Source organism: Streptomyces radicis (assembly GCF_003626575.1).
In the GTDB taxonomy this organism is placed as follows: Bacteria; Actinomycetota; Actinomycetes; order Streptomycetales; family Streptomycetaceae; genus Streptomyces; species Streptomyces radicis.
Genome location: NZ_RBDY01000002.1, coordinates 56,495 through 70,883, shown reverse-complemented (window position 1 = coordinate 70,883; position 14,389 = coordinate 56,495). Strand labels below are relative to the sequence as shown.

At 72.6% G+C, this 14,389-nt stretch carries 14 protein-coding genes; 11 read left to right on the top strand and 3 right to left on the bottom strand.

What is annotated here, in order from left to right; translation table 11 throughout:
* Nucleotides 1–107: 107 nt before the first annotated feature.
* Together D7318_RS03220 and D7318_RS03215 are read right to left on the bottom strand one after the other, a co-directional pair.
* Complete coding sequence (locus D7318_RS03220) at nt 108–1,700, bottom strand: S8 family peptidase (protein WP_120695304.1); 1,593 nt, start codon at nt 1,698–1,700, stop codon at nt 108–110.
* A 258-nt stretch (nt 1,701–1,958) separates the two neighbouring features.
* Entirely contained in the window at nt 1,959–2,552 is a 594-nt protein-coding gene (locus D7318_RS03215; protein WP_147437603.1) for a hypothetical protein, read from the bottom strand.
* Between the two features lie 348 nt (nt 2,553–2,900).
* Here D7318_RS03215 and D7318_RS03210 point away from each other — a divergent pair, with 348 nt between their 5' ends.
* From D7318_RS03210 to D7318_RS03195, 4 genes are all read left to right on the top strand, one after another.
* Nucleotides 2,901–4,172: a hypothetical protein gene (locus D7318_RS03210; protein WP_120695302.1), complete on the top strand. Its 1,272-nt coding sequence runs from the start codon at nt 2,901–2,903 to the stop codon at nt 4,170–4,172.
* A gap of 65 nt (nt 4,173–4,237) precedes the next feature.
* Nucleotides 4,238–5,629 (top strand): sensor histidine kinase, encoded by a 1,392-nt coding sequence (locus D7318_RS03205; RefSeq protein ID WP_120695688.1) that lies wholly within the window; start codon nt 4,238–4,240, stop codon nt 5,627–5,629.
* 4 nt (nt 5,630–5,633) lie between these two features.
* Nucleotides 5,634–6,287, top strand: a complete 654-nt coding sequence (locus D7318_RS03200; RefSeq protein WP_120695301.1) for a response regulator — start codon at nt 5,634–5,636, stop codon at nt 6,285–6,287.
* A 594-nt stretch (nt 6,288–6,881) separates the two neighbouring features.
* On the top strand, nt 6,882–7,334 hold the full coding sequence (locus D7318_RS03195; RefSeq protein WP_120695300.1) for an ATP-binding protein: 453 nt from the start codon (nt 6,882–6,884) through the stop codon (nt 7,332–7,334).
* Nucleotides 7,335–7,351: 17 nt separating this feature from the next.
* Here D7318_RS03195 and D7318_RS03190 read toward each other — a convergent pair whose 3' ends face one another.
* Nucleotides 7,352–8,080, bottom strand: a complete 729-nt coding sequence (locus D7318_RS03190; RefSeq protein WP_120695299.1) for a restriction endonuclease — start codon at nt 8,078–8,080, stop codon at nt 7,352–7,354.
* A 368-nt stretch (nt 8,081–8,448) separates the two neighbouring features.
* Here D7318_RS03190 and D7318_RS03185 point away from each other — a divergent pair, with 368 nt between their 5' ends.
* The 7 genes from D7318_RS03185 to D7318_RS03155 all read left to right on the top strand — a co-directional run bounded on the left by D7318_RS03185 (nt 8,449) and on the right by D7318_RS03155 (nt 14,362).
* Entirely contained in the window at nt 8,449–8,823 is a 375-nt protein-coding gene (locus D7318_RS03185; RefSeq protein WP_147437602.1) for a hypothetical protein, read from the top strand.
* Nucleotides 8,824–9,122: 299 nt separating this feature from the next.
* Nucleotides 9,123–9,677 carry a hypothetical protein gene (locus D7318_RS03180; protein WP_230423305.1) on the top strand — a complete coding sequence of 185 codons (555 nt, stop codon included), beginning with the start codon at nt 9,123–9,125 and terminating at the stop codon, nt 9,675–9,677.
* 147 nt (nt 9,678–9,824) lie between these two features.
* The gene (locus D7318_RS03175; protein ID WP_230423302.1) at nt 9,825–10,418 is read left to right on the top strand and encodes an SAF domain-containing protein; all 594 of its coding nucleotides are present in this window, start codon (nt 9,825–9,827) and stop codon (nt 10,416–10,418) included.
* The gene (locus D7318_RS03170) at nt 10,415–11,191 is read left to right on the top strand and encodes a P-loop NTPase family protein (protein ID WP_147437601.1); all 777 of its coding nucleotides are present in this window, start codon (nt 10,415–10,417) and stop codon (nt 11,189–11,191) included. Before D7318_RS03175 ends, D7318_RS03170 begins: the two co-directional genes overlap by 4 nt.
* Nucleotides 11,188–12,543 carry a CpaF family protein gene (locus tag D7318_RS03165; protein WP_120695295.1) on the top strand — a complete coding sequence of 452 codons (1,356 nt, stop codon included), beginning with the start codon at nt 11,188–11,190 and terminating at the stop codon, nt 12,541–12,543. Before D7318_RS03170 ends, D7318_RS03165 begins: the two co-directional genes overlap by 4 nt.
* The gene (locus D7318_RS03160; protein ID WP_120695686.1) at nt 12,540–13,469 is read left to right on the top strand and encodes a type II secretion system F family protein; all 930 of its coding nucleotides are present in this window, start codon (nt 12,540–12,542) and stop codon (nt 13,467–13,469) included. Before D7318_RS03165 ends, D7318_RS03160 begins: the two co-directional genes overlap by 4 nt.
* Nucleotides 13,466–14,362 (top strand): type II secretion system F family protein, encoded by an 897-nt coding sequence (locus D7318_RS03155; protein ID WP_120695294.1) that lies wholly within the window; start codon nt 13,466–13,468, stop codon nt 14,360–14,362. The genes D7318_RS03160 and D7318_RS03155 overlap by 4 nt, the downstream gene beginning before the upstream one ends.
* The last annotated feature ends 27 nt before the right edge of the window (nt 14,363–14,389 follow it).

Here is a 14,389-nt window from a genome sequence, read left to right as displayed (position 1 = left end):
CCGAACAGGCGACAGGGGCCGCCTCCCTGGTGGGAGACGGCCCCTGCTTCAGGGGGTGCCGAGCGGTGCGCCGGTCGACGGCCGGTCAGGTACCGGTCAGGGACCGATCAGAACTGGAGCGCCCAGGAGTTGAGCGTCCCGGTGTCATACGTGGCGTTGTCCGTCACCTGGAGGGTCCAGGTGCCGTCGGCCGCCAGGCCTGTGCCGGAGAGCGGGAAGGTGGCGGCCAGGTCCTGCTGGCTGCCGCCCGTCTGGTCCCTGAGCACCGTGGCGGTGCCGTCGGGCGCGACCAGGGTGAGCGTCAGGTCGCCGACCCAGGTGTGCGCGATGTCGACGTCGACCTCGAACCCGCCGGCCAGGGTGCCGACGCCGCTGACCTCGATGGCCGACTCGGCCGTCGCGTTGTCCGCGATGGCGACCGGGGTCTCGTTGGTGAAGCGCTCACCGGTCGGCGGCTCCTCGGGCTCGCCGGGGCCGCCGCCCTCGCCGCTGGTGTTCAGCAGGAGGTTGGCCGTGCCCGAGGGGATGCCGGTCAGAACGTCGGCGACGCCCGTGCCGACCAGCGAGGACGCCACGTCGGCCGGGGTGGCACCGGGGTTGTCGGCCAGGAACAGCGCCGCCGCGCCGGCCACGTGGGGGGTGGCCATCGAGGTGCCGGAGATGGTGTTCTCCGCGGTGTCACCGGTGTTCCACGCCGAGGTGATGTCGGTGCCGGGGGCGAAGATGTCCACCACGGAGCCGACGTTGGAGAAGTCCGATATCGCGTCGGTCTCCGCGCTCGACCCGACCGTGATGGCCGACTCCACGCGCGCCGGGGAGAACTGCGACGCGTCCGCGCCGTAGTCGTTGCCCGCGGCGATCGCGTAGGTGACGCCCGCCGCGATCGAGCTCTCGACGGCCGCGTCGAGCGTGGTGTCCACGCCGCCGCCGAGGCTCATGTTGGCGACCGAGGGGCCCGAGGCGTTGGCGGTGACCCAGTCGATGCCGCTGACCACGGACTCGGTGGTGCCGGAGCCCGAGTCGTCGAGCACCTTGACCGAGACGATGTCGGCGCTCTTCGCCACGCCGTAGTCGCTGCCCGCCACGGTGCCGGCGACGTGCGTGCCGTGGCCCTGGCCGTCGCTGCCGTCGCCGCCGAAGGCGTCGAAGCCGAGCGTGGCCCGGCCGCCGAAGTCCTCGTGGCTGTAGTGGACACCGGTGTCCAGGATGTACACGGTGACCCCGGACCCCGCGCTGTCCGGGTAGGTGTAGGACGAGTCGAGCGGCAGCGCGGCCTGGTCGAGCCGGTCGAGGCCCCAGGACGGCGGGTTGGACTGGGTGCCGCTGGCGTGGAACACCTGGTTCTGCGTCACCTCGGCCACGGCCGGGTCGGCGGCCAGCTCGAGCGCCTCCTGCTCGGTCGCCTCGATGGCGAAGCCGTTGAGCGCGTGCTCGAACACGCTGGTCACCTCGGCGCCATGGGTGTCGGCCAGCGTGCTCGCGGCCGCCTCGGCGCTGGCCGAGAGGCGGCTGTCGTCGAGGGTGACGATGTAGCTGCCGGCGACGGTGCCCTCGGCGCCGGCGTTGGCGATGGTCCCGGTGGGGGCATCGGCGGCCAGGGCGACGCCGGGAAGCGTCGCGCCGAGGCCGAGGCTCACGAGGGCGGCGGTCGCCAACCCCGCGCTTCTGCGGAGCCGGGTCGGCTTTCGCGTCAGTGCCATGAAGAGAGTTCCTTCGGATGGGGGGACTTGTGATGCGTCCATGACAGTTGCAGAGGCATGAACACGAACCCACCTTCTGTCTACGCGGGCAGAATGGCAAGCGACATGGGGGAAGGTTTACTTGATGTCCATAGACGCGCAGCATTCGGTGAGTTGACAGGTGCTCAGTGTCACAGACAGGCCAACGGCCCCGCGAGGCGGGGCCGTTGGCGCGCGACGGTGGTCGCGGGGTGGTCGGACGGGTGGTCGGACGGCTGGTCAGGCGCCCTCGGGGGCGGGGATGCCCGTGCCCTTGCCCGGGCAGGAGATGTTCGGGTTGATGTGCTCGAAGACGCCGTTGGGGTTCTCCTCCCAGACCCAGGCGTGCAGCGTGTAGTAGGGGAGGATGCTGGGCGGGGACAGCTCCTCGCCGAAGAGGGCGGCCTCCCGCTTGGAGACGTAGCCCACCCCGGCGAGCTTCAGGCTGCCGTCCTCCTGGGGCACGTACAGCATGGAGTTGGGCTCGGTGATCTCCAGCTCGTCCTGGCTCTCGGCCACCTGTCTGACGAAGTGGTACCCGAGCCCCGGGATGCAGGACTCGCCCAGCGTGTAGCCGTCGGCCTCGGCGAGCCGCACGTCCTGGTAGCGGACCGTGGCGGCCCGCACCTTCTTCAGCTGCGTCTCGACGGACCCGGTGTCCTGGGGCACGGCGCGGGGCGCGTCGGTCGTGTGGTGGGGCGCGTGGCTCTCGCCCGCCACTTCCGTGGTGGGCCCGGTCAGGGCGGCGCTCGCCAGGGCGGCGCTCGTGGGGGTCAGGGTGAGGGCGGCGGCGAGGCCGAGCACGCCGAGGGCTCGTGCAGAGCTCCTGTTCATGTACAGCTCCATGGTGTCTACGAGGTACGGGGGGCCGCGCGAAGCGGACATGACCGAGCCTCATGCGCGTTCCGGGCCGCCGCATCACGGGCGGTCCGAAAGGGCGAAGGGCTGGCCGGATGGCTCACACCCGCGCACCGGGACGCGGCCCCGACGGCCGCGCGGTGCGGGACAGCCCCTAGGGTCGTTCGACGTGCTCCGTCGCGGAGCCGCCTCCGCCGTGCGGGCCGATGTCCCCCGGCCGGTGTGCCGATCGGACGGGGAGTGTGGCCGGTCGGCCGACGCGGTCGCGCGGAGAGTGCGCGAACGTTGTCCCGAACGGAACGCCACGCAGGGAGAGGGAAGTTGATGGGGCAGGGAGAGACGACCGGGGCCCACGCCGACGGCAAGGCCGCGGCCGGGACGACGACGGAGTTCGAGTCCGAGGTCACGGACGCGTTCATGGAGGCACTGCGCCGCGCGATCAAGCTCGAGATGCCCGTCGTGGGGACGGATACCCTGCTGGGCGTGGTGGTGCTCGAGGACCCGGACATCGGCGCCGCGGTCGCCGGTGGCATGCGCAAGGTGGGCTCCCTCAGCGGCTCGGCGTTCGGCAGGGCGGGCCGCGGCTGGGTGAGCGACGACGAGACGCCCGAGGCCTCGGACGCGGTCGGCGCCGGCGCGGAGGCCGATCAGCGCGAGGTCGACGCCGCGTGGCGCGAGGCGCGGTGGAGCTTCGGCCGCAGGAAGCGTCGGCCCGCCGAGCAGGGGCCCCCTGAGCTGCCGGAGATGACCGGCGCGCTGCGCGCGTCCCTGCTGCGCGCGGTGGCGTCGGCCCGCGCCGAAGGGACGGTCGCGGTGCGCCTGCGGCATGTGGCCCGCGCCCTGCTCGACCTGCCGGGCAGCAGGGCGAGGGAGGCCATGGCGCTCGAACGCCTCGACCTCGACGCCGCGGCGGCCGCGCTCGACCGCCTTGACGCGAGCGCCAGGGCGGAGGAGGCCGGGGCGGAGGGCAAGGGCCCCGAGTCCGTCGGCGTCGCCCTGCTGCGCCAGGCCGGAACGCTGGGCAAGAGCGGCAACCGCCTGACGCGGGCGGTCATGTCGTGGATGACGGGGTCGAGCGTGAACGGCTCACCCGTGCTCACGGCGATGTCCGTCGAGGCCGCGCGGCACGCGCTGCGGTGCGGGCGCGCCGAGACGCAGCCGGTGGACCTCCTGCTGGGAACGCTGGCCCTCGACCGCGCGCTGTTCGTCGCGGGGCGCTCGCTCCCCGAGCGCCTGGCGGCCGTCAACGCCGCTCCCGCCGTGCTGCGTCGGCACGGGGTGCGGCAGGACTCGCTGGTCGTCGCGGCTTCGGTGCACCCGCCCTTGGATCCCGAAGGCGACGTGCCGCCGTCCTCGGACGCCACCCGACGGGCCATGGCCGTCGCGCGGTTGGTCGCCGCCGAGCACGGCTCGCCCACGGTCGGCACGGTCCACCTGATATCGGCGCTGCTCGGCGAGTCGACGTCGTCAGGCGACGCCGAGCCCGACGACGAGGTCGTGCGGCTTCTGGTGGCCGAGGGCGTGGACGTGGCCGCGCTGCGGGGGGAGCTGCGGGCCGGGCTGCGGGCCGAGCCGAGCCCCCGGCCGGGCGCGTGACCGCGGCGGAGCGGGGGGCGTCGCCCCCGACGGCGCGACGGCGGGCCGCCCGGTTGCGGGACACCGTGACCGGCGCGCCGGGGTGGGCGCGCCGCGAGGCGGCCGCGACCTGGCGCGCGGTGCGGGCGGCGGAGCGGCGCGTGGTCGTCGTCGAGTCGCTGCTGTGCGCCGCGACCGCCGCCTTCGCCCTGCTGCCGCTGATGCTGGCGCCGCCCCACCGGCTGGTGTGGGCCGTTCTCGGGGCGCTGTGGGCGGTGTTGCTCGTCCCCGCAAGGCGCGGCCGCCCGGTCCTCGCGGTCGTCGGGTCCTCCGTGCTGGTCACGGGCGACAACGTGTGGACGCTCGCGGTGGTGCCGTTGCTCGTGCTCTCCGCGACGCGCCGCATCGCGCCGCCGCGCCGGGCGTGGCGGGTGGTCGGCCTCGCCTGCGTCGCCACCGGCGTCCTGGCCGTCGTGCTCGCGCCGGTGCGGCCCGATCCCCTGCTGTTGGAGCTGGCGGGGTACGCGCTCTCCGCGGTGCTGGTGCTCCTGCTGCCCACGTTGGCCGGGACCCTGCTCGGCACGCGACGCCCTCTGGTGCGCCTGCTGCGGGAGCGCAACGCCTATCTGGAACAGGCCCGCACGCTCACCGCCGTGGCGGCCAGGCTCGAGGAACGGACGCGCATCGCCGGGGAGATGCACGACCTCCTCGGCCACCGGCTGAGCCTGATCTCGGTGCACGCCGGGGCGCTCGAGCTCGCCGCGGGCCGACAGGCGCCCGCCCTCGTGGGACAGGCCGAGCTGCTGCGCACGGTCTCGGGCACGGCCATGGAGGAGCTGCGCGACATCCTCGGCGTCCTGCGCCGCGACGACATGGACCCGGACGACAGCACGGGGAACGAGAGGGGCACGCGCGAGGACATCGCCGCCCTCGTCGAGGAGTCGCGGCAGGCGGGCAGCGCCGTCGAGCTCGAGTGGTCGGCCGCCGACCTGCCCGGCGTGGGGCCGCGCGGGCTCCAGGCGATCCACCGGCTGGTCCGCGAGGGGCTGACGAACGCGCTGAAGCACGCGGCGGGCGCGCCCACCAGAGTGGTGGTCAGGGAGGCGGACGGCGGCATCGAGGTGTCCGTCACCAACGGCGCCCCGCGCGCGGGCGGCCGTTCCCAGGGCGGCAACCGCAGCGGGCTCGCGGGCTGCCAGGAGCGGATCGCGCTGCTCGGCGGCACCTTCGAGGCGGGCGCCCTGGCCGAAGGCGGCTTCCGCATGGCCGCCCGGCTGCCCCTCCGCGGGAACGGCGCCCCCGAGGTGCCGACGTTCCCCCGGCCCGAAGGCGCCGAGCCGCGCGGCGCGCGCGCCCCGCAGCCCGACGAGGTCCTGACCTGGCCGCGCGTCCTGGGCTCGGGCTGCCTGGCGTTGCTCGTCGTCCTGCCCACGGTCGCCTTCCTCCTCGTGCTGGTGGCGGACGCGGCTCTACGATGAGCCGATGATCCGAGTCCTGGTGGCCGACGACGAGGCGCTGATGCGCGCGGGTATCCGGCTGATCCTGGAGAACGCCGATGACGTCGAGGTGGTCGCCGAGGCGGGCGACGGCGGCGAGGCGGCCTCGGCGTGCCGCGAGCAGCGCGTCGACGTCGCCCTGCTCGACATCCAGATGCCGCACAGGGACGGCATCGCCGCCGCGCGGGACATCGCCCGCCTCTCGCCGCGCACCCATGTCGTGATGCTGACGGCGTTCGGCGAGGAGGAGAGCGTGACGCGCGCCCTGCGGGCCGGGGCGAGCGGGTTCCTCCTCAAGGACACGGGCCCGACCGAGCTGATCCGCGCCGTGCGCCTCGCCGCGCGCGGCGAGCCGGTCCTCGCCCCCCGGATCACCCGGCAGCTGCTGGAACGCCACGTGCGGTCAGGCCGGGACACCGAGGCGGCCCTGCGCAGGACCGAGGAGCTGACCCCCGCCGAACGCGACGTCCTGCGGCTGCTCGGCACGGGCCTGTCCAACGCGGAGATCGCCGCCGAACTCCACCTGAGCGCGGGCACGGTGAAGGCCCACATCAGCCGCATCCTGACCCGCACGGGCTGCGCGAACCGCGTCCAGGCGGCGGTCCTGGCCCACGACGCGGGCCTCCTGACGGACCACTGAGCGAGTGCGGCGCGGGCGCGTTTCCGCGCCGTGGGGCCACCGTTCGGCCACGGTGCTGTGGGGCGCCGGACAACAAGAAGGCCCGACCGCGCGGCCGCCGGTCAGGCACACGTACCCCCGACGGGAGCCCCAGAACAAGGGAACACCCGAAGTGGCCGGTCGACGGCCGTGTGCTGACGATCGAAGCGGTGGTGTCGCTGAAACGCTGACCTAAGGGTTGTCCCGTAACTGATGGTTGCAGGGCAGCCCTTACCCCGACAGCATGGCAACCGGTAAGTACCGACGACCGGAGACTTACCGTCGGCGAGCACGGGAAATTAATGGGTTACATTTGGAATGTTTCATCGAATCCCAATAATTGAGATCCTCCGGTTCCGCTCTTCGTGGAGCGGATGTTGTCCTGGCTCTTACGTGCCGGATAACGGAGGGTCACATGGGTCAATTCCCATTGCTCGCTGATTCGATTTCCGTAGTCGTCGTGACGGCTTCCGCAACGCTGGTCCTTCGAAGGCTGGCAGCGTGCCTTCGCCCGGGGCCTGGACGTCATCGCCGGGTCGCATCGCGGAAGCGTCACGTGGTGTGCGGAGGTGCCCGATGACCGCTGAGGCGGATGCCTCGTACGACCTCTACCGTAGGTGGACGGAGTACACCCCAGACGCGCACTTCCAGGCACGCGCCGCTCTTTCCCGCTTGGCCCGGGATCACGGCTTGTCGGCCGATATGGCCTCGGACGTGGTTCTGGCCGCTTCCGAGCTCATGGCCAACGCGGCCGAACACGCCAGGGGCCCATTCGAGTTGCGGGTACGCGTAAAGGATCTGCGGTTGCTCTGCGAAGTGGTCGACCGCGAGACGCAGATGCCGGAGATTCTCCGTTTCCAGCAGGGCGAAGTCGCGCATCGACCCGGCGACGATGCCGAAACTCCCCTCTCCGCTCTGGAGGAACGAGGACGCGGCCTTCTCATCGTGCACACGGTGTCCCGAGGGCGATGGGGGGTGCGGTTTCACGAATCAACGAAGGCGGTCTGGTTCGCCCTCTCGCTGCTCTGAGGAGTTCGGTGGTGCGTTCAGGTGTCTCTCGGTCGGGGGCGTCTGGTGCGTTTGCGGGGGCTGTAGGTACCTTTCCAGCGTTGCTGGTGCTGGCGGTTTCCCTGGCCCGAGCCGTTGACCTGGGCGATGGAGGTGAGGGGCGCGCCGCTGTGCCAGGAGGCGAAGAGGTCGCGGTGGAGGGCGATGATGCCGTTGGTGACGGCGAACTCCTCGGCTTTCCGCGTGATGCGGGCGGTGGTGACGAAGAGGGCCACGTCCGCGCCGAAGTGGGTGCGGGAGCCGAGCAGTCCGCGCATGTCGGGGCTGCCGATGGCGCGGTGGGGTGCGTAGCGCTTGCACTGGATGACCATGGTCCGCCCGTCCGGGAGGCGACCGATGACATCGGCGCCGTCGTCGCCGGTGCGGCCGACCCGCTCGACCTCGGTGCAGCCGTCGCGGCGGCAGAGCGCGGCGACCAGCTGCTCGAACGCTTCGCCCGGCAGGGTGTCGACCTCGGCGAGCGAGTGGTGGTTCTCAAGGACCCGCTGCTCCTCGCGCCAGCGCCGGTCCTTCTCTCGTAACGCCCGATGTGTTCGCCACCCCCACCATCCCGCCGTGCCAAAGCCGCTCGCCAGCGCCACGATCAGCAGGACGAGCCAGATCTTCGCCCCCAGCACGGCCACCGTTACCAGGGCGACGGCAGCGGCGAAGATCGTTGCGCGCCGCCGCTGTTGACGCCTGCGTGCTTTGCCTCGTCGCTTCGTCATTACTCTCCGCCCCTTCGTCGGCGCCGTCCGCGACCACCTTGGCGAACGTGCTCGCGATGCGGAAGACCGCCTCGGGCGTAGGTGGGTCCGGCGACGTCGGCGGTTCCGTCGTGGATTTCTGCTCTGTCCGGGGTAATCGGCACCCCTGCGAGGTTGCTCCTGGTGCATGATTGGGCGCGTTGAGTAGCAGTGGCGAGTTGATCGTGGGGGTAGGTGCCGTGCGCTGGAGGTGCCGTTTGGTGTTCGCCGTCGCGGCGAGCCTGCTCGTCGCTGGATGCGGGGGCAGGACGGAGGTTGACGGTGCCTCGGGGGACGGCTCCGGGCAAAGCACTTCCGGGGAGCACCCCTCAGAGCACGGTGACGAGGGCGTGACCGCCTACCTGGCCATGTGGGAGGACGCCACCGTGGCTTCGTGGACTTCTGACGCCAACCATCCGCGTTTGAATGATCACGCGACTGATGAAGCTTTGATGCTTCTGGAATTCGTCCTAGAGGAAAACGCTGGACGCCAACAGGTCTCCCAAGGTGCTCCGAAGCATGACGTGCAGGTCGTGGAGTCTTCAGCCGAGCGCCGTAGGCTCCGCGATTGCATGGACGAGACGGACTGGCTGCTGTACGACTCCGACGGTGAACTGGTGAATAGCGTGCCGGGTTCGCATCGGTGGGTACACGCAACGGTCGAGCGTAGGGACGCGCAGTGGATCGTCACCGACCTCGTCCTTGAAGAGCAGGCGACCTGTTGACACCGCGAACCACTGGAGTAGGCGGCGTGGTGGCAGTCGTTGTGCTCACCACGGTTTGGGGCGCGGAGGCGGCCTTCGGCGATGCGACGCTTCCGGGTGGAGGCGTGCGTTGCTCAGAGAGTGGGTGCGAGGTAGTTGCCGCCACCAGAGCGCACTCGGCGGGCGCAACCGAGGAGCCGGTTCGCGCTGAACGTCGCTCGCGAGAGACGGGTGGTGGTGGCGAAGTCGCAGTGCCTTTTGTGTCGCCTTCAGCGCGGCGCGGCGAGCGCGGGATCGAGTACGAGACGGGTGGTTGTCGGGTGGAAGTTCCCGAGGCCGGGTTCACCGAGATCGATTGCTATGGCGCCGAGCCGAAGGAGTCGGATGCCGGTCGGTTGTCCGCTGGTGAGGTGGCTCGGTTGGCGGTGGAGGAGTTGCGGTTGCCTTCGCCGGTGGTTCGGTTGAGTCCGTCGGTGGATGCGGTGCAGGTGGTGCGGGTGCCGACGTGGTTGTGGGTGGAGGGTGGGGTGTGGCGTCCGGTGTCGGAGACGGCGGAGGTGCCGGGGGTGTCGGTGACGGCGACGGCGCGTCCGGTGCGGGTGGTGTGGTCGTTGGGGGATGGTGGCGAGGTGGTGTGTGGGGGGCCCGGTACGCCGTGGGACGGGTCGTTTCCGGCTGATGCCGCGTCGCCCGACTGTGGTTACACCTACGTGCGGTCCTCGGTGGGCGAGCCGGGAGGCACGTTCACGGTCTCGGCGGCGGTGGTCTGGGATGTGACGTGGGAGGGCGATGGCCAGTCCGGGCGGGTGCCGGGACTGGTGACGGTCGATGAGGTCGCGGTGACGGTGGACGAGATACAGGCTCTGGTGCGTTAGCGGGCTCGTTCTTTCGTCGTTCCTCTCTTGTGGAGTCGGGTGTTGGGTACCTCGTTGTCTTCTCCCGCGTCGCAGCGACGCGTTGGTGCGTTGGCCGCCGCCCTGAGTGAGGGCCGCGCGTCCGGTGGGGCGCCGGTGTCTGGCGGTGTGCGGCGGCGACCCGTGTGGATCTGGGGCGGGGCGTCGGTGGTGGTGGCGTCGGCGGTGGGCTTTGCGGCGGTGGTCGCTGTGGCGGGCGAGCGTGATCCGGTGCTTGCCGTGGTGCGGGATCTTCCGGCGGGGCATGTGATCGAGGCGGGCGACCTGCGAGAGGTGCGGGTGGCGGCGGACGACGCGGTGGTGCCCGCCGGGCGGGCGGAGTCGGTGGTCGGGAGAATGACGGCCGTTCCCCTGGTGGCCGGGTCGCTGCTGGCTCCCGGGCAGGTCGGGCCGGAGGGGAGCTATCCGCCGCGGGGACGGTCGGAGGTGTCGTTCGCCGTCGCCTCCGGTGACGCGCCGCCGTTGGAGCGTGGTCAGCGGGTGGCCGTCTTCGCCGGACCTTCCGCCGCTGGTCTGCCGGGCGCGGGGGAGGAGGCGTTCGCGCCGGTGGTCGGGACGGTGACCGGCGTACGGGAGGGCGACTCGGCCGGTCAGCCGTTCACCCTGACCATGCTGATCGAGTCCGTGGGGGCGGAGCGGGCGGCTGTGGTGGAGAAGCCCCGGGTGGTCGTGCTGTCCTCGGCGAACGGCGATGCGCGATGAGGCGGATGATCGCCTGCGCGTCGGTGAAGGGCGCTCCCGGGGCGACGACGACGGCGTTGGCGCTGGCGGTGGCCTGGCCGGACGTGGCCGTGGACGAGGTGCGGCCTGTGGTGGTCGAGGCCGATGTCGCCGGGGGTGATGTGGCGGCGCGAATGTCCCGGTCGCACGCGCCCGGCCTGCTGGACCTGGCGGCTGCGGCTCGACGCTCCCATCCCGGTTCGGTGCTGGGCGCGGCGCAGGAGCTGCCGTTCGGCGTACGCGCCGTGCTTGCCCCTTCGGGGGCGAGGCAGTGCCGCGAGGCGGTACGCCTTCTGGCGACGGACGGCGGGCGCGTGCTGCGGGGTGGGGAGGAGGACTTCGGGACGGTTGTGCTGGACGTGGGGCGTGTGGGCGACTTCACGGAGGGTGTGGTGGCGTTCGCGGACGTGGTGGTGCTGGTGACGCGGGCCGGGGTGGATGGCCTGGCCCATGTCTTCGCGTGCCGCGAGGCGTTGGCGGCGCGGGAGGGGCGGGTGGTGCTCGCGGTGGTGGGCCCCTGCCCCTTCCCGGCTGACGAAATCGCCGAGGTGGTGGGGATCGACCGGGTGGTGGTGCTGCCGTGGGCGCCGCGTTCGGCCGCCGCGCTCGGGGGCGTGCAGCCAGGACGACTGCGCGGCTCGGGCTGGCGCCGCTCCGCGCTGCTCGCGGCCGCCGGGGAACTCGCGGCGGCTGTACGGCTGGTGGCCTCCGAGCGGGCCGAGGCGCGGGCTGGCGCGGAGGTGGGCGTTCGATGAGGGCGGTGACGGACCCGGCGGCCGTGCCGACGCAGACGGTGTCGTCTGTGTCGTCGGCGTGGGTGGACGCGCTCGCCGGGCGGGTGGCCGACCGGTTGGCCGAGTACGCGCACGCCCGGGAGACGGCGGGTCTGCCGCCGGAGGACGAGGCGGGGCGTCGGGAGACCGTGGCCCGCCTGGTGGCCGACGAGTTGGAGCGGTTCGCGAGGACGGAGCTGGCCGCGGGCCGTCCGGTCCTGGGTGAGGAGGATGAGGCGTCGGTGTCGCAGCTCGTCCTCGACCGGCTGCTGGGGGCTGGCGTCCTGGAGCGGCTGCTGGCTGACCCGCAGGTGGAGAACATCCTCGTCAACGGCGCCGACCGGGTGTGGCTGCGCTGCGCGGACGGCAGCAAGCGGCGCGGGCCCGCGGTGGCGGATTCGGATGAGGAGCTGGTCGAGCTGGTGCGGCTGCTGGGCGCGCGCAGCGGGGTGGAGGAACGGCGTTTCGACCGGGGCTGCCCGAGCCTTAACGTGCGGCTGCCGGACGGCTCGCGGATGTTCGCGGCGATGGCGGTCACGCGGCGGGTGTCGCTGTCGATCCGCAAACACCGCTTCACCACGGTCACCCTCCGGGACCTGGTGCGGCTGGGGGTGTGCGACGAGGCGATGGCCGCCTTCCTGGCGGCGCTGGTGCGGGCGCGGAAGAACGTCGTCGTCGCGGGCGGCACGAACGTCGGGAAGACCACGTTCCTGCGGGCCCTGGCCTCCGAGATCCCTCCGGAGGAACGGCTGGTGACGATCGAGGACACCCTCGAACTCGGTCTGGAGCAGGACCAGCGGGCGCATCCGGATGTGGTGGCGATGCAGGCGCGCGAGGCGAACGTCGAGGGCCAGGGCGCGGTCGACCAGGCGGAGTTGGTGCGCTGGGGCCTGCGGATGGCACCGGACCGGGTGATCGTCGGCGAGATCCGCGGGGCGGAGGTGGTGCCGATGTGCAACGCGATGTCCCAGGGCAACGACGGCTCCCTCTCGACGATCCACTCCTCCACCTCACGCGGGGTGTTCACCAAGCTGGCCGCCTACGCCGCGCAGTCGCCGGAGCGGCTGTCGCCGGAGGCGACGAACCTGATGGTCGCCGCCGCGGTGCACTTCGTGGTCCATCTCGGGTGGGACGCCGCCGGGCGGCGGGTGGTCGACTCGGTCCGCGAGGTGCTGGCCGCGGACGGGGTCCAGGTGGTGTCCAACGAGGTGTTCCGCCCCGGTCCTGAGGGCCGGGCCGTGCCGGGAACGCCGCTGCGGTCGGAGACGCTTCAGGAGCTTGCGGCGGCGGGGCTGGATGCCGAGGCGTTCAGCGTGGGGTGGTGGTCGGCATGATCCTCGACGTCGTGGCCGTGCCGCTGGGCGCGTTGCTGGGGGCCTGCGCGGGGCTTGGCCTGGTCCTGCTGGTCGCGGGCGCCATGCGGCGACCCGCGAACGGTGAACGGCAGCGCGGCCGAAGAGGAATCGCTTCCCGCCTTCCTCGGGCGTTGCGCGGGCACCGAGGTGTCGGAGCTGTCGCGGCCGGGCTGATGGCGGGCGCGTTGACCGGCTGGCCGGTCGCCGGACTGCTCGTGGCGGCCGGGACGGTGACGTTGCCGAAGCTGCTCGGCCCGGATCGCGAGGCCGTGCGACGCGTCGAGCGGATGGAGGCGGTGGCCACCTTCACGGAGATGCTGCGCGACACGCTCTCCGCCGCGGCCGGTCTTGAGCAGTCGTTGCTGGCCGCCGCCGAGGTCGCTCCCGCCGCGATCCGGCGGGAGGCGAGGGCTCTCGCCGGGCGGATCAGGATGGGGCAGCCGCTGTCCAGAGCGCTGGAGGCGTTCGCCGAGGAGATGAACGACCCGGCCGCCGACGCCGTGGTCACCGGCCTGCTGATGGCCTCCCGCAGGCAGGCCGGGCAACTCGCGCCGCTGCTGGGATCGTTGGCCGAATCGGTCCGCGAGCAGGTCGCCATGCGGCAGCGGATCGCGGCGGGCCGCACCAGCGCGCGCACCTCCGTGCGCGTGTGCTGCGCCACGACGATCGCCTTGGCGGCCGGGCTGATCTGCCTCAACCGCCCCTACCTCGAACCGTTCGACAGCCCGGCCGGACAGCTCGCCCTCGCCACCGCGGGAGGGCTGTTCGCCGTCTCCTTCGCCTGGCTCCACTCCATCGCGGCCATCGAGGAGACACCCCGCCTGCTCGCCCCGCACGCCCCAACGCCCCAGGGCGCGCCGTTGGTTGTGCCCGCGCAGGCACGGGAGGCGGTGACCCGGCCATGACCGCGATCCTGCTGGGTGCCGTCTTCGGTACCGGTCTCGTCGTTTTCGCCGCGGGTCTTCGCCCGCCGCGCCCGGCGCTCGCCTCACTGCTCGCCGCACTCAGCCACCCCGCGGCGAACCCGGAGGTCGCCGAGAAGCGACGTCCGGCCAGTGCGTTGGCGCGGTGCGGGGCGCGCGCCGTCCCGGGGCTGCGGGCGCTGGGGCTGCCGACCGCCGCACTTCGTGCCGATCTGGAGGTGGCCGAGCGCACGGTCGAGGACCACTTGGCGGCGAAGGCCGCCAGCGCGGGCGTCGGCCTGTTCGCCCCGTGGCTGGCGTCCGGGCTGTTCTGCCTGGGCACAGCCTCCTGGGTGGGCTGGTGGCTGCCCACGTCCGCCAGCCTGCTGCTGGCCGCCTGCCTGTTCTTCCTGCCCGACGCCGAGGTGCGACAGCTGGCGCGGCGGCGACGAGCCGGGCTGCGGCACACGCTCACCGTCGTCCTGGACCTCACCGTGATCGCGCTCGCCGGAGGCGCGGGCGTACAGCAGGCTCTCGACGACGCTTCCCGCGCCCCCCGCGGTTGGGCCGCCGGGCGGATCCGCCGCGAGATCCAGGCGTCCACCGTCACCAGGACCAGCCCGTGGATCCACCTCGGGCAGCTCGGCGAACGCACCGGTGTCGCCGAACTGTCCGAGCTGGCCGCGACGATCTCCCTCGCCGGGACGGAGGGCGCCAAGGTCCGCACCTCCCTGGAGGCCAAGGCCAGGGCCATGCGCCGCCGCCAGCTCACCGAGGCCGAGGGCGCCGCGCAGGCCGCCACCGAACGGATGGCGCTGCCGATCGTGCTCCAGTTCCTCGGCTTCCTGATCTTCATCGGCACCCCCGCCCTCTCCGCTGTCCTGGCGGGCCTCTGACCCCCTTCACCCGCCCCGAACTCCGTG